Annotated in this window: 12 protein-coding genes; 5 read left to right on the top strand and 7 right to left on the bottom strand. The window is 62.8% G+C overall.

Annotated features, from left to right (window positions below; genetic code table 11):
* Nucleotides 1-303: 303 nt before the first annotated feature.
* Both ACTS1X_RS07655 and ACTS1X_RS07650 read right to left on the bottom strand, forming a co-directional pair.
* Nucleotides 304-690, bottom strand: a complete 387-nt coding sequence (locus ACTS1X_RS07655) for a hypothetical protein (RefSeq protein WP_442613793.1) — start codon at nucleotides 688-690, stop codon at nucleotides 304-306.
* A gap of 375 nt (nucleotides 691-1,065) precedes the next feature.
* A complete protein-coding gene (locus tag ACTS1X_RS07650) occupies nucleotides 1,066-3,579 on the bottom strand; it encodes a P-loop NTPase (RefSeq protein ID WP_442613792.1) in 2,514 nt (837 codons plus the stop codon).
* 260 nt (nucleotides 3,580-3,839) lie between these two features.
* Between ACTS1X_RS07650 and acnA the strand changes: the two genes are divergently transcribed.
* Complete coding sequence (acnA, locus tag ACTS1X_RS07645; protein ID WP_442613791.1) at nucleotides 3,840-6,515, top strand: aconitate hydratase AcnA; 2,676 nt, start codon at nucleotides 3,840-3,842, stop codon at nucleotides 6,513-6,515.
* A gap of 18 nt (nucleotides 6,516-6,533) precedes the next feature.
* Here acnA and ACTS1X_RS07640 read toward each other — a convergent pair whose 3' ends face one another.
* A complete protein-coding gene (locus ACTS1X_RS07640; RefSeq protein WP_442613790.1) occupies nucleotides 6,534-8,552 on the bottom strand; it encodes a beta-propeller domain-containing protein in 2,019 nt (672 codons plus the stop codon).
* 166 nt (nucleotides 8,553-8,718) lie between these two features.
* On the opposite strand from ACTS1X_RS07640, the gene ACTS1X_RS07635 reads away from it, so the two are divergent.
* Both ACTS1X_RS07635 and ACTS1X_RS07630 read left to right on the top strand, forming a co-directional pair.
* Nucleotides 8,719-9,366, top strand: coding sequence for a carboxymuconolactone decarboxylase family protein (locus ACTS1X_RS07635; protein ID WP_442613789.1), 648 nt, complete (start codon nucleotides 8,719-8,721; stop codon nucleotides 9,364-9,366).
* A 165-nt stretch (nucleotides 9,367-9,531) separates the two neighbouring features.
* A complete protein-coding gene (locus tag ACTS1X_RS07630) occupies nucleotides 9,532-10,074 on the top strand; it encodes a VOC family protein (protein WP_442613788.1) in 543 nt (180 codons plus the stop codon).
* Between the two features lie 53 nt (nucleotides 10,075-10,127).
* Here the strand turns inward: ACTS1X_RS07630 and ACTS1X_RS07625 are convergent, their stop codons facing one another.
* On the bottom strand, nucleotides 10,128-10,769 hold the full coding sequence (locus tag ACTS1X_RS07625) for a TetR/AcrR family transcriptional regulator (protein WP_442613787.1): 642 nt from the start codon (nucleotides 10,767-10,769) through the stop codon (nucleotides 10,128-10,130).
* A 148-nt stretch (nucleotides 10,770-10,917) separates the two neighbouring features.
* Between ACTS1X_RS07625 and ACTS1X_RS07620 the strand changes: the two genes are divergently transcribed.
* Nucleotides 10,918-12,444 (top strand): DUF389 domain-containing protein, encoded by a 1,527-nt coding sequence (locus ACTS1X_RS07620; RefSeq protein ID WP_442613786.1) that lies wholly within the window; start codon nucleotides 10,918-10,920, stop codon nucleotides 12,442-12,444.
* 12 nt (nucleotides 12,445-12,456) lie between these two features.
* Here ACTS1X_RS07620 and ygfZ read toward each other — a convergent pair whose 3' ends face one another.
* Entirely contained in the window at nucleotides 12,457-13,182 is a 726-nt protein-coding gene (gene ygfZ, locus ACTS1X_RS07615; RefSeq protein WP_442613785.1) for a CAF17-like 4Fe-4S cluster assembly/insertion protein YgfZ, read from the bottom strand.
* Between the two features lie 40 nt (nucleotides 13,183-13,222).
* Here ygfZ and pyrC point away from each other — a divergent pair, with 40 nt between their 5' ends.
* Nucleotides 13,223-14,260, top strand: coding sequence for a dihydroorotase (pyrC, locus tag ACTS1X_RS07610; RefSeq protein ID WP_442613784.1), 1,038 nt, complete (start codon nucleotides 13,223-13,225; stop codon nucleotides 14,258-14,260).
* A gap of 7 nt (nucleotides 14,261-14,267) precedes the next feature.
* Here pyrC and rarD read toward each other — a convergent pair whose 3' ends face one another.
* Both rarD and ACTS1X_RS07600 read right to left on the bottom strand, forming a co-directional pair.
* The gene (gene rarD / locus ACTS1X_RS07605) at nucleotides 14,268-15,176 is read right to left on the bottom strand and encodes an EamA family transporter RarD (protein ID WP_442613783.1); all 909 of its coding nucleotides are present in this window, start codon (nucleotides 15,174-15,176) and stop codon (nucleotides 14,268-14,270) included.
* A 198-nt stretch (nucleotides 15,177-15,374) separates the two neighbouring features.
* On the bottom strand, nucleotides 15,375-15,474 hold a 100-nt coding region (locus ACTS1X_RS07600; protein ID WP_442613794.1), incomplete at its 5' end, for an EipA family protein.

The following is a 15,474-nucleotide window of genomic DNA, read 5'->3' as shown; positions in this document are numbered from 1 at the left end:
ACAGAAGTGGAAACCGGCGGTCCGGGGCGCACCGAGCAACAGAAGCGCCCCACTTCATTTGTCAGACCTTCGCTTCGGACGCCGCACCGGGATTCTGTTTGTCAGAAACTTTCTGGCGAAAGTTCGCCGCACCGGCCCGCACCCCCTCCCGGCCTCCCATTCAGTGTACAATAGATGGGAGGCCGGGAGGGGGTGCGGGCTGGTGCCGCGCTCGACCGTCAGGTCGAGTCTGACAAGAAATCCGGGAGGGGGAGAGGGCCGGTGCCGCGATGGCGCGCTGGCGAAAGTCCGGCAGACACATCCTCACCCCCCGTCCGCGCCGTCCCCGTCCGCGCCGTCCCCGGCTTCCATCCGCGCCTTCACCATCGCGATCTTGCGGTCGAGCCGTTCGCGCAATTCTTCCACCGACAGCGGCGGGCGGGCCATGCGCCGCTCCGCCGCCGCGTCCGCGCGCCGGAGCAGCGTCACGAGGATCGCGTCCGAATAGCGCTTTTTGTAGACCGCCACCTTGCCGCCCGAGACGACCGGCTCCCACACCCCCTCCACCGCCCGCTCGAACGCCGCCGCCTCGAGCACCGGCAGCGCCTCGGTCAGCGCCCGCTCCCAGGCCGCCGCGAACCCCGCATCGCGCTTGCGGTGGCGATAGGCGCTGGTCGAGGAGATATGGGCGATGGCGCACGCATCCCGCACGCACCCCGTCCGCGCCAGCGCATGGAGGAACGCGCGCTTGCGCGGTTCCGTCCACCCGTCATGCCGGGTGCGATAGGGGGCGGGGGGGTCGACTATTTCCGTTCGCCCTGAGCCTGTCGAAGCCTGTCCTGAGCTTTGTCGAAGGGGACTGTTCTTCCTTTTCGACGGTGAAGAAGAAGGGCAGGGCTTCGTGAGCGACCAATCCTGTGGTCGCTGTAGCCCAAGCGGAAGGGGTTCAGGACCAGGCGCCGGCAGGCGCGGCGGATCGGGATCGGCCATGACACGGGCTCCTCACACAGGGAATGGAGCCGATCTATCTATACTATCCGGGGGTCTGTAGGACAGGGAATAGTCGTCCGCAGCCGTCCGGGATATTTAGAATTGGTTGCCCGGATGTTCCCAGGTGCCGGTGCTAGCATATTTGAGCATGCGGGATTTTGCGGAAACCACCTCTGGCGAGCTTACCTCGTTCTCAAGCTTGGAAAGGCGGTTAAAATAGGATTGAGCCATAGCTCTCGCTTCGCCTTGTTTTCCGTGTTTCATGAGTGCAGCAGTATGAAAGTTGGCCAGTGTGACAAGCGGGTATTGATCGATCTTCAAGAGAGGCTCGGCTGCCATTTTCTCCAACGCCGCAACCGCTGCGCCGATAAGGCTTTCAGCGCGACGATCAGAGGAACTCATCCGCTCCGCCTGTATCAGCTGCAATTGTGCCAGAGCATGTATCGCGAATGGATTGTCCGGGTAGGCCTTGATAGACTTATCCAGCATTTCAATTGCAAGATCTTTTTGGCCCAAGCCCCTGTAATACAATCCATATTGAAGCCAGAAATGGCCATCTAACTGGAATTGCACTTCAAATTTCTTGTAGACTTTTAGCCCAGCTTCACGTTTTCGTCCGGATTCAGCGCGTTCGCGCAAAAAGCTGTGATTCAAAAGAAAACGAAAGAGCGTAGCATCAGGTTTGGATACATGGCGGGTCACTGGAATTTCGTATTTAGTGAACACGTCAAGGCAATCGCAAATTATGTCGAATATTATGTCGAGGTCGACCCGAGTGTCAAAAATGTGGCGAACGTAAAATTCATGTCTGGCATAAAGGCGTTTATCATTGTCAACTCTAACGATGCCGCTAAGCGCATTCAGTGCATTTTCATAGCCGGTCAATTGTGGGGCCGCGCTGAACGCTTCAAAAGCGCTTCCATTAGAAATACCCGAGCGCGCAAGAGTCGCGATGCCCGCGATGATAAACAGCCGTTTCGCGGAATCATTGGGAAGCGATTCAAACTCGTCGATGATAATTTCTTCAAAGTTCCGCGATTCTGTTGCTTCCCGAAGAGCCATGAGGAGCTGACTTTTTGATTTTGCCAACTTCGCTCGCTGTGCTTTTTCGCTAAGTTTCGTGAACTGAGGTGCTGGCACGTATTTCCTCAGTCTTGCAAGGAGCGGCTCATAATCGCTTTTTGTAAAGCGTTGAAATTCAAACGTGATCGCATCTTTCCCGAAATATCGAACGAACCTGTCTGCCCACTCACTTGATCTCGCGGTCGAGACGAACATTGCATTTGCCTCTTTAGCGAAAGCGAAGTCCTCAGCTAAAGATTGGCCAGTTACCGGGAGGTTCGGAATGAAAACAAGCTTCGGTTTGTCGTTGATGCGCCTTAGGATACCCAACGCTTTTGCGATTGAGCGTGTCTCGGGAGCAAACTCAAAAACTTCAAATTCTTCAGCGTCGCTGAGGTCGACTAAAGCCTGCATGGTGGCTGTGGTCTTTCCGCTACCGGCTTGGCCAATTGTCGCGAACAGCGGCGCGCCCATTTCAAAGGCTTCAGCAATTTTTTTTGAGAGGTTCTTTCCATTATTTAGCCTCACTGGAATTTCAGTGCTAACTAAGCTCCAGCTCGGGCCGAATCCATTTAAATATTCACGCGCCTGACGATCTTTTATGTGATTTGGCTGTTGCTCAAAATCAGAGAGCAGCCGTCTTTTCTGCTTGGGAAAGATGCTTTGCGCAGCAGATAGATCTGCCGAAGTGAAGCGGCTTAGGGATTCAGAATCGAAATATTTTCCGGTGTCGACAATATCTCGGGGCGAAAGGCTATCGCCCACCTTTCTCTTTAGCCATTCGATGAAATCTTCAAAGGTGGCCCGAATGTGGATAACACCTCGGTTTTCTAGAGCTGCGATCCGTATCTCAGTTAACTGATCCGGAGTAATCAAAAAAGATCTTCCTTGACTCCCATATAAACCAGTAACGGCCCTTTGAATTTCAGTTTCGAGAATGGGTTCGTTAAGCGAAGTTCCCAAGAATAATACGGTCGACACCATATAGTCGTTCGCTGCTTGCCGATACCAGCCGTGCTGAGAATTGTGTAGCGCTCGCGCATAATCTTCGCGTGAAAATATCACCCCGGACTGTATATTGGTTGATTGTCCATTTAGATATACAAGTTGGGCGTGCTCCAAACCGGGAGAATCTTCAACTTTGTCCGAAATCCCATTGTATACCTGTATTCTCTGGACGGATTTCTTAGTAGCCTCAGCGATAGCGTCATCTACATTCCAAGTGTATATTCTCATCCAAGGATATTTGAATATATCCTCTAGAAATGCGGACGGTTTGCAGTAACGAAATTCTCGAATGATGATTTTTTCAAAGGCAGGCCGTCCGAGTCGGCTTTCGAAAGCGGAAATTACCTCCGACAAAGATTCGGAACCATATTGTACGCCCATTTCACTGCAAAGAATGTTGGCAAGTTCACCGCTGTCAGCTATTGCATTGTTACGTCGGTTAGTTGATCCGCCATTTACGCCAGCACCTAACGCGAGAACAACTTGCCCTTGCTTAATCTGAGCAAGTAATAACTCCTCCGTACTGGCGTTCATTTCCATCTTTGATCTCCTGGATCGACTATCGCATTATGGCATAAAAATTTTGGACTCTGGAAGAGAAATCGTGAGCTTCTTGCGCGAACCCCGTTGTTCTTGCGTCCTTTCGATCGAAAGTAAAAAAATGCGAGAGCCGGCCCACTTCCCCAACACCCGCTCACCCGCTAAACCCCTCCCGACTCATTCACCGTCCGCCCGCCGGCCGCTGCGCCCCGCCGCAGTCCCCCTTCCGGCGTCGGGCACAGTTCGCGAAGGGCACTCCATTGACGCAGACCGGCCACGACACGCTTTCCACCCGTTCCTCCCTCACGGTCGAGGGCAGGACCGTTCATTATTACTCCCTCGCCAAGGCGGCCGAGAAGCTCGGTGACGTTTCGCGTCTGCCGTTCAGCATGAAAGTGCTGCTCGAGAATCTGCTGCGCTTCGAGGACGGGGTCACGGTGACCGGGGACGATCTGACCGCGATGGCGGACTGGCTCAAGGAGCGGAAGATCTCGCGCGAGATCCAGTATCGCCCGGCGCGCGTGCTGATGCAGGATTTCACCGGGGTACCGGCGGTCGTCGATCTCGCCGCGATGCGCGACGGGATCGTGGCGCTGGGCGGCGAGGCGGAGAAGATCAATCCGCAGGTGCCGGTCCACTTGGTGATCGATCACTCGGTGATGGTCGACGAGTTCGGTACGCCGACCGCGTTCGAGGAGAATGTCGCGCTCGAATATCAGCGCAACATGGAGCGCTACGAATTCCTCAAATGGGGCGCGGGCGCGTTCGACAATTTCAAGGTCGTGCCGCCGGGGACGGGCATCTGCCACCAGGTCAATCTCGAAAATCTCGCGCGCGCCGTCTGGTCGAGCGAGGATGCGGACGGCAATCTCGTCGCCTATCCCGACACCTTGGTGGGGACGGACTCGCACACGACGATGATCAACGGGCTCGGCGTGCTCGGCTGGGGCGTCGGCGGGATCGAGGCCGAGGCCGCGATGCTCGGCCAGCCGGTCTCGATGCTGATCCCCGAAGTCGTCGGTTTTCATCTGACCGGCGCGATGGCCGAGGGCGTGACCGCGACCGATCTCGTGCTGACGGTCGTCCAGATGCTGCGCGAAAAGGGCGTGGTCGGGCGGTTCGTCGAGTTCTACGGCGAGGGGCTGAAGAGCCTGACGCTCGCCGATCGCGCGACGATCGCCAACATGGCGCCCGAATATGGCGCGACCTGCGGCTTCTTCCCGATCGACGAGAAGACGACCGAATATATGCGCCTGACCGGGCGCGACGAGTGGCAGATCGCGCTGACCGAGGCCTATTGCCGCGAACAGGGCCTCTGGCATTCGGTCGACGATCCGGACCCCGTGTTCACCGACACGCTCGCGCTCGACATGGGGATGGTCGTGCCGAGCCTCGCCGGGCCGAAGCGGCCGCAGGACAAGGTGATCCTCCCCGAGGTCGATGAACTCTTTAATGGCGAGATGCAGAGCGTCTATGGCCGCGACGGCAAGCGCGTGGATGTCGAGGGCGTGGACCACGATATTGGCGATGGCGATGTCGTGATCGCGGCGATCACGAGCTGCACCAACACCTCGAACCCCGCGGTGATGGCGGCGGCCGGGCTGGTCGCGAAAAAGGCGCGCGAAAAGGGGCTCACCGTCAAGCCCTGGGTGAAGACGAGCCTCGCGCCGGGATCGCAGGTGGTGACCGACTATCTGGAGAGCTCGGGCCTGCAGGACGATCTCGACGCGCTGGGCTTCGACCTGGTCGGCTATGGCTGCACGACGTGCATCGGGAACAGCGGGCCGCTGGCGCCGCCGATTTCGAAGGCCGTGAACGAGAACGACCTCGTCGCGGCGAGCGTGCTGTCGGGGAACCGGAATTTCGAGGGCCGCGTGTCGCAGGATGTGCGCGCGAACTTCCTCGCCTCGCCGCCGCTGGTGGTGGCGTACGCTCTCAAGGGCACGGTGACCGAGGATATCACGACGACGCCTTTGGGGCAGGGGCATGACGGGGCGGACGTGTTCCTCGCCGATGTCTGGCCGTCGAACGCCGAAGTGGCCGAGACGATCCAGGCGCATGTCAATCGCGACATGTTCGAAAGCCGGTACGCGAACGTGTTCGATGGGGACGAAATGTGGCGCTCGATCGATGTCGAGCCGAGCGCGACCTATCGCTGGCGGAGCGGATCGACCTATGTGCAGAATCCCCCCTATTTCGAGGGGATGACGATGGAGCCGGAGGCGATCGGGGACATCGTCGACGCGCGGCCGCTGGCGCTCTTCGGCCAGTCGATCACGACCGATCATATTTCGCCTGCCGGGGCCATCAAGGAGGACTCACCGGCCGGAAAATACCTTACGGATCATCAGGTTAGCCGGAAGGACTTCAACAGCTACGGCTCGCGCCGCGGCAATCACGAGGTCATGATGCGCGGCACTTTCGCCAACATCCGCATCAGGAACCGGATGCTCGACGGTGTCGAGGGCGGCTATACGAAGCACATCCCGTCGGGCGAGCAGATGTCGATCTACGACGCGGCGATGCGCTACAAGGCCGAAGGCACGCCGCTGGTCGTCATCGCCGGCGCCGAATATGGCACCGGCTCCTCGCGCGACTGGGCCGCGAAGGGCACCAACCTCCTGGGCGTAAAGGCGGTTATCGTCGAAAGCTTCGAGCGTATCCATCGTTCGAACCTCGTCGGCATGGGCGTCCTCCCGCTCCAGTTCGCCGAGGGCGTGACCCGCGAAACGCTCGGGCTGGACGGCACCGAGACCTTCACGATCCGGGGCGTTGCGAGCATCGATCCGCGCCAGACGGTCGAGGTCGAGATGACGCGCGCGAACGGCGAGAAAGCGACCTTCGAAACGCTCTGCCGCATCGATACCGCGAACGAGATGGAGTATTTCCGCCACGGCGGCATCCTCCATTATGTGCTGCGGAACCTGGCGGCCTAATGCCGCTCCCAGCCCCGTCTATTCGACGGGGTTGGTCGGGCGCGGCGCATAATCGAGCCTCCCGATCTCGGTGATCCGGCCATCCTCAAGCCGCCCCTCGACCAGCTCGTAACCGAGCAGGGCGAAGGTACGGGTGCTGAGGAAGATCGGCCGGGCGTTCCCGTACCAGTCGGTGCAGGAGGCGCGGCAGCCGTCATTGGTGACGCCCTCGACCACCGCATCCAGTTCCCCGGCCGGTGAGAATTGCCGGTCGTCGCGGCGCAGGAACAGCATCGCCGCCGCGCTGCCGAACAGCTGGCGATATTGCGGCTGGACTTCTCGCGCGATGGGCAGGCCGAGCGTGCCCGATGCGCCATCCGCCGACCCCGGATCGGGCCGGTAGAAATAGGCATGGCTGCGCGATTCTCCCTGGCCCGTGGCCGCCAGCACATAGGCGTCGCCGAGATCGGGCAGGCCGCCGGTCAGCTCGATCGCACTGAAACCTAGGCCGTTTTCGAGATTGCTGCCGACGATAATCGCGTCCGCCCCCATCGGCTCGATCCGTTCGACGCCATGCCCGAGCCTGAACTCGGCAATCGATCCGCCGCTCAGCGGCACGGCATAGGCGAGCGGTTCGGAACTATAGTCGGGCGGGTTGCGCCATGCATTGGCGCGGCCATGACCGTAAACCAGGTGATCGCCGACGAACCGGTTTTCGAACTGGTAGACGGTCTCGTTGCGTTCGAGATGCCGGTAATAGCGCTGGCGCACTTCGCTGCTGCCGTCGCCGAAGTCGCTCAGCGGCACGCGGATCAGGCTGATCGTGCCGGTCGGTGCCTCGGGTTCCCACATGGCATCGCCGCCCCCGCCCGCGCGCGCGACCACGTTGAGCATGTCCGGATCGGAATCCGCGCGAAAGGAGAACTGGTTGATCGGTGCGCCGCGCGCGCCGATGGCCGAGGGCGCCTCTTCGCCAAGCGGTAGCCGGTAGATATGCGAATAGCGGGGTGCGCCCGATCGGTCATAGGGATCGGCGTTGCTGACCCAGAGATAGACGGCGTCCCCCGCGACATAGAATTCGCGAGACGGGCCTGCGATCACACCGGTCGCGGTACAATCGAAATCCGGCGAGGCAACATCGCAACTCGTCACGCTGTGCAGTGTCGAGAAACTCTCCGATGCCGAGCGCCGGATGGCAGGCGTCGCATAGACCCGGCCCGGCGGGGTGATCCGCTCGAATACCCGGTTCTCCGGATTCCCGCCCCAGTGCTTTACCCCGGGCAGGGCATCCAGCGGATCCTCGCCGCGGAACAGGTTGAGCGGGGTGTAGAAAATCAGCCAGTTGCCGATCAGGCGCGAGGCGTAATTCTCGGCCGAATAATAGTCGTTGGACCGCAAATGGTGCGCGTCTTCGAAGGCCAGCCGCCCATCGTCGGACAGGCGGAAGCGGTTCACCTCCGTGCCGCCGCGCCGATAGCTGTATCCGATCACGATGACCCGGTCGCCGGCAATCAGCATCTCGTCATACCAGGATTGGCTGCCGTCGGTATCCGGCGGGAAGGCGTCGATCATATCGATCGGCCGCATGCCGCCGCCCGCGATCGATACGGTGAACAGCCGGCCGCGCCGCAGGATGACGAGGATATCACCCCGGATTTTCACGATGCCGCCCTCATCGACGCCGGCCGTTTGATTGTTGGTGATGCTCTCCGAGTCCGCCATTTCGGCCGCCGGTGCGGGTGGCGGGGGCGGCGGAGGCGGTGGTGGTGGAGGGGGTGGCGGCGGAGGCGGCGGGCCGTCGGGCGGGGGCAGACCGGCCTCTTCGCGGCGCCGAACCTCTTCCTGATAGGCGTCGAAGCGTTCGCGCATTTCCTGCATCCGGCGGCGCTGCTCTTCGGCTTCGCGCCGTTGGCGTTCCAGCCTCGCCTCGCGCACCTCCCGGATGTCTTGCAGATACTCGGTCAGTTCGGCCTGGGTTTCAAACGCCTGGAGCGATCGGCCCTGATAACCGATAGCCGCGTCCGGCTGGACCATAGCGAGGCCTGCTATCAGCAGCATCGCTGCGAATGCTCCCCGAATAGCCGGCCTGCAGTGTGCGAAAACGGTATCGGTCATCGATTTCCCCCTGACCCGAATATGGCGCGGAGGGCGACCCCGCGTCAATCGCACGAACCCGTTTCTCGACGGGCTGGTTGCCCATGGCGCTTTCCGCTAGTCTCCCGCCATGCCCCGTCTCTCCCAAGTGTCCCGCGACAATGCCGACGACTATGTGAAGGCGCTCTACACCGCGCTGTTCGGCGATCGCGATCCGGTGGCCGAGCCCGGAACGGCGACGGGAACGCCCGGCAACTGGTGGACGGTGTTCGCGCTCGTCCCCGACGCGTTCAAGCACACGACCGAAGGCTTCGGCTTCTATCGGTCCGCCAATCGCACGCTCGATCCGGTCTTGCGCGAGCTCGGCCAGACGCGCGCGGGCTATGCCGTCGGATCGCGCTTCGTCTATTCGCAGCACATGAAGGCCGCGCGCTTCGCCGGGCTGACCGACGAACAGGCCGAGGCGATCGCCCATTGGCCGGTCGCCGACTGTTTCGACGAGATCCAGCGCGCCGTGCTCGCCTATACCGATTGCCTCGTGCTCCAGCATGGCCGCGTGCCGGACGGCGTGTTCGATACGCTCAAGGCGCACCTCTCGGACGAGCAGATCCTCGAACTCACCTACATTACCGCGACCTATATGATGCATGCGGTCATGAGCCGGGCGCTCCGCCTCGAATATGACGATGTCGACGATCCGGTGGCCGAGGTGCCGGCGCCCGAAGGCGCCACCGCCGATGTCATGGGCATGGTCGACAACAGGCGTAAGGACGACTGAATGTTGCCTCACCGTCATTGCGAGGAGCGAAGCGACGAAGCAATCCAGAGCGGCTGGCGGCGACTCTCGCGGCTCTGGGTTGCCGCGCGCCTTCGGCGCTCGCAATGACGGGTATGGAACATCCGCCGAGACGCGTAATGGAAATTACAGTTGAGGAGCACTGACATGGCCTATCACCATCTCGCGCTCGCCGCGAAGGACATGAAGGCGATCCACGCATTCTACGAGGGCGTGATGGGTTTCGAGCTGGTCAAGGTCGAAATCGCACCGGTAATGGGCGGCGGCTGGGGCAAGCATTTCTTCTACCGGATGGACGGCGACGACAGCCGTTTCATCGCCTTTTGGGAGCTGCACGAGGTACCGGGGCAGGCGGACCAGGTGCATGATCTCAACGCGGCCGCCAAAATGCCGCCGGGCACCAACCATTACAGCTTCGCCGTCGATACGCGCGAAGAGCTGGATCACTGGCGCGAGCGCTGGAACGATGCCGGGCTCGACGTGCTCGAGATCGACCATAATTGGTGCCGCTCGGTCTATACGCGCGATCCCAACGGCAACATGGTCGAATTCTGCCTGACGACGGGCGCGTTTACCGAAGCAGACCGCGAACGCGCGCTGGCCGCGCTCGACGAGACCGAAATGAAGGCGAGCCCGCCGCCCGGATCGATGAAGAACTGGCCGGGGGTCAGTTTGTCAGAAACTTCCTAGCAGAAGTTCGCCGCACCCGCCCTGAGCCGAAGGCGAGGTCTGACGAAAAAATCCTAAGACGCCAGCTTCAGAGGCGTTCCGCTCGCTTCCGGCGCGTCCGCGCATTTGGCGCTCAGTCCGTTGAACAGCGTGTTGACCGCGATCCGCAGGTTTTCCATGTTCGCGCTGTCATAATGCGGGATCAGGCCCGGGTCGCAGAAGGGCGCGAGCATCAGATTGACCGGCGACATCAGCCCGTCGATCGTCATGCCCGGAAACTCTCCCTCGGAAATGGCTTCGGCGAGGATCGTCGCCATGTAATGATCGGCGAGATCGACATAGCTCATGACCACTTCGGGGTGCTCTTCGCCGAGCGCCATGCAGGCCAGGAAATAGTCCCGGTCGTCCTCGTAGCGCCGCCGCTTCTCGGCGAACCGCCGGGCGAAGAACTGGTAGAGCTTCTCGCGCGGCGGAAGGTCGCTCTCGACCACTTCGTCCATCATTTCGTTGAACGGCCGGAACCAGCGCTCGACGGACGCTTCCCACAGCGCTTCCTTGTTCGGGAAGAAGCGGTAGACGTTGGACTGCGACATGCCGCAGGCATTGGCGATATCGGTGATGCTCGGTATCACCGGGCCGCGCTCGCGGATCAGCTGTTCGGCGGCCTCGAGCAACTGCTCGGCGGCGGCTTCGTGGTCGGTCTGGGGACGGGCCATGCTATTCTCCTCGATGCTACTGTATCGCATCAGCATTACAGTTTTATGATAAACGATAGTAAATATCAATTATTATTTGCGCCAGGGAGAATTGTCGCACCGGAGCGTTGCGCCTATGCCTGCGCTTTCCACTTAGGGACGGCGAAAAATGGCGGACGGACAAGCCGATAGCGGAGTTAATCGCAATCCGGTCAGCGGCTCGATCGCCCTGATCCGCCGCTGGTGGCGCATGGTATGCCGCGAGGTCGACCAAGTCGCGGTGATCGAGAAGGTGCGCGGCGAATCGGGCTGGACGCCCCGCTATGTCTTCATGACCTGCATGTCGGCCGGGATCGCGATTCTCGGCATGCTGCTCTCCTCGCCGGCGGTCGTGATCGGCGCGATGCTGCTCTCGCCGCTGATGGGCCCCATTCTCGGCATCGGTTTCGCGCTGGCGGTCGGCGATTTCCGCTGGCTCAGGGATGCCGGGCGCGCGCTCGGGCTCGGCACGATCGTCGCGATCCTGTTCTGCGCGGTCATCGTCGCCATGTCGCCGCTCCAGACGATCACGTCGGAGATCGCGGCGCGCACGCGGCCGAACCTGTTCGATCTCGGCGTCGCGCTCTTCTCCGCGCTGGCCGGCGCCTATGCGATGATCCGGGGGCGGGACGGGACGATCGTCGGCGTCGCCATCGCGACCGCCCTAATGCCGCCGCTCGCCGCGATCGGTTTCGGCCTCGCCACCTTCAACTGGGCGGTGTTCGGCGGCGCGCTGTTCCTCTTCTTCACCAACCTGATGACGATCGCGCTGACCGCGGCGGTCATGGCGCGGGTCTACGGCTTCAGCACCTATCTCTCGTCCAAGCAGAGCTTCGCCCAGTCGGTGGTGATCGTTCTCGTGTTCGTCGCGCTCGCGATCCCGCTCGGCTTTTCGCTGCGCCAGATCTCCTGGGAGGCGAATGCGACGCGCCAGGCGCAGGAGCTGGTCCGCGACGAGTTCGGCGACGCGGCGCGCATCTCGCAGCTCGATTTCGATTTCGACGCGGAGCCGATCACCGTCACTGCCTCGGTGCTGACCCCCGAGATCGTCGGCGGCGCCGAGGAACGCGCGCAGCGGACTTTGCGGCGCGAACTGGGCCGGATGGTGAATGTCGACCTGCGCCAGTTCCAGGTGGACACCGAAAGCACGACCGACAGCGCCGAGCTGGCCCTCGCCCGGATGCGCGAACAGGCTGCCGCGACGCGCGAGGAGATTGCCGACCTGACCGACCGGCTGGCGCTGATCGCCGGCGTCAACGCCGACGAGGTGACGGTGGACCGCAATAGCCGGCGCGCGATCGTCCGGGTGCGGGCGCTGCCGGGCGCGGAACTCGAAACCTATCATGCGCTCGAACGCCGGGCCAATGCGCGGGCCGAGGACTGGGACGTGCAGGTGATCCCGCCGGCCAAGGAGCTGCCCGCGCTCGGCGTGGGCGAGGACGGGCTCGATGCGGCCGGACGGCGGAACATCGATCTCGCCATCTGGGCGGCGCAGCGCCTAGCGGTGCCGGTCGGCGTTTCGGGATCGGACGCCGCGTCCGCCATCGTCATCGAGCGGATGCGCGAAGCCGGGGTCGATGCGCGGCGGCTGCCCGGCGAGCAGCCCGGTTTCGTGGCGCTGAGCTGGCTCGCGCCGGACGGCGGCGCGCAGGAATAGGCCCGTGCGCCGCTACCCCGGTTGGGAAATCGCGGCGGCCAGCCAGTCCGGCATGTCGAGCCCGGCCAGATCCTCGACCCGGCGATGGTCGACCGACAGGCCGAGATCGGGATAGGCGATGCGCTGGCGTTTTTCGTCGGCCCGGTCGAGCGGCACGACGACGAGACGGCGGTTGACCTTGTTGCGGTAATGCATGCGGGCGGTGTTCTCCTGCCCGACATAGCAGCCCTTCGCGAAATCGACGCCGTTCAGCTCCTCGGCATTGCATTCGAGCCAGAGCGTCCTGTCGCTGCCCAGTTCCGTGATGCCCTCGGTCACGCCAAGCGCCAGGCGATGGGCGCGCCACCCCGCCGCCGGTTCGCCGGTCGGTGCGATCCAGCGATGGCCGAGCGCGGCAAGGCGCGGGTCGGCCGGATGGTCGCGCGCATCGGGCGACCAATGGACCGCCAGCGCGTCGTCTCGGGCGATCGTGATCGGGCGGCGCAGCCGGTAGAGCGTCAGGCGTTTCGCGAGATCGTCAGCCGCCGCGGCTTCGCAGTCGACAAGCAAGTCCTCGCCGTCCGCCCAGAGGAGGAAGTCGAACAGCGCCTTGCCCTGCGCGGTCAGCAGGCCCGTCCATTGCGGCGCGCCGGGCCGGACCCGGTCGACATTCTGCGTGACGAGGCCCTGCAGGAATTCGCGGACATTCTCGCCGGACAGGCGGATCAGCGCGCGGTCGGAAAGGGTGGTGGCGGCCATGGGCTTCAATTAGGTATCGGACCGTGCAAAGGGAAGCCGCATGACCGATATTCTGACGATCCGCCGGCCCGACGACTGGCACGTCCATCTGCGCGACGGCGCGATGCTCGAGGCGGTGGCGGGCTATACCGCCCGGCAGTTCGCCCGCGCGATCGTGATGCCCAATCTCGCGCCGCCGGTGACGACGGCGAAGGCGGCCGACGCCTATCGCGACCGGATCATGGCCGCGCTTCCCGAAGACAGCGATTTCACCCCGCTGATGACCGCCTATCTGACCGATACGATCGATCCCGACGATCTCGCGGCCGGCCATGCGGACGGCGTGTTCACCGCCGCCAAGCTCTATCCGGCCGGGGCGACGACCAATTCCGACAGCGGCGTCACCGATATCGCGAATATCCGCGGCGTGCTCGGACGGATGGAGGCGATCGGCATGCCGCTCCTTATCCATGGCGAGGTGACCGATAGCGATGTCGACATCTTCGACCGCGAGGCCGTGTTCATCGAGCGCATCCTGGAGCCGCTGACCCGCGATTTCCCGGCGCTCAGGATCGTCTTCGAACATATCACCACGGCCGACGCCGTGAGCTTCGTCGAAAGCGCCGGACCCGATATCGCCGCGACCATCACGCCCCATCACTGCGTCATCAACCGCAACGCGATCTTCGAGCGCGGCATCCGCCCGCACGCCTATTGCCTGCCCGTCGCCAAGCGCGAGCGGCACCGGCTGGCGGTCCGCGCGGCGGCCGTGTCCGGCTCGCCCAAATTCTTCCTCGGCACCGATACCGCGCCCCATGCGCGCGCGGACAAGGAATCGGCCTGCGGCTGCGCGGGCATCTTCAACGCGCCGTTCGCGCTCGAAAGCTATGCTTGCGTTTTCGAGGCCGAAGGCGCGCTCGACCATTTCGAAGGCTTCGCCTCGGAACATGGTCCGCGCTTCTACGGCCTGCCGCTCAATACGGGCACGGTGACGCTGCGCCGCGCGCCGACGACGGTGCCCGAGCGGCTGGCCGCGGGCGGTGCCGAACTCGTCCCCTTCCAGGCCAGCGAAACTCTCGGCTGGACGCTGGACGGATAGCGGATCCTCAGGCCGGGATGCGCGCGCGCAGCCGGCTTGCGCGCGCCAGGCGGAGATTGTCTATCGTGAACAGCGCAAGCCCGGCCCAGATGAACAGGAAACAGGCGATCTGGCCGCTGTTGAGAGGCTCGTCGAACACGAAGGCGCCGATCACGAACACCATCGAGGGCGCGATATACTGGATGAAGCCCAGGGTCGTCAGCGTCAGCCGCTTGGCCGCGGCGGCGAACAGCATCAGCGGCACGGAGGTGACGAGCGCCGCCGTCACCAGCAGGATGTCGGTTTCCGTGTCGGTACCGAACATCAGCCCGCCGGACAGGCCCAGCCAGACCAGATAGGCGATGCAGAGCGGGCTCAGCAGCGTGGTTTCGACCGCCAGCCCCGCGATCGCGCCGGCGTCAGTGACCTTGCGGACATAGCCGTAGAGCGCGAAGGAGACGGCGAGTGTCCCGCTGATCCACAGCGTGTCGAGCGCGCTCCAGGCGAGGATCGCGACCCCGATCGCGGCGAGGGCGATCGCGACGACGGTGGCCGGCCGCAGCCTTTCCTTGAGCAGCACCGTGCCGAGCGCGACGTTGAGCAGCGGATTGAGGAAATAGCCGAGGCTCGCGGCGAGGATATGTTCGTTGGTGACCGCCCAGATATAGACGAGCCAGTTCACCGCGATCAGCGCCGCCGACGCGGTCAGCGCCAGCAGCGTGCGGCGGTTGCGCACCGTGGCGCGCAGGTCGCCCAGCTTGCCGAGCGCGAGCAGCAGCGCGAGCAACAGCCCGACCGACCAGAGGATCCGGTGCGCGACAGTTTCCACCGCGCCGACATGGTCGAGCAGCTTGAAATAGAGCGGCACCAGCCCCCAGAGGAGATAGACCCCGATCCCGAAGGCATAGCCGGCCGGCGTGTTCTGCTGCTCGCTCATGGCGCTGCGCTAGGCCGATCGCGCGGACCGCGCCACACGAAAATTGTTGGCGAAGGAGAAGGTGTGTTTGTTTGTCAGAACGCTGCTCGCGCAACGTCGCTGGATACCGTCTGGGGGCGGTGCTGCGCTCGACCGTCCGGTCGAGTCTGACAATCAACTTCCGGTGCGGCGATTTCCCGTCAGGAAAATCCTGGCAATCTAGAAGGGCAGCCAGCGGCGATTGCGGCTGAAATTCATATACCCGATATTGGCGCCGAGCCTCAGCCCCGCGCCGAGGCGGATCGGGATAAGCACCTTG

The organism is Parasphingopyxis sp., assembly GCF_052168275.1.
Taxonomy (GTDB): Bacteria; Pseudomonadota; Alphaproteobacteria; order Sphingomonadales; family Sphingomonadaceae; genus Parasphingopyxis.
This window is presented reverse-complemented; position numbering and strand designations above follow the sequence as displayed.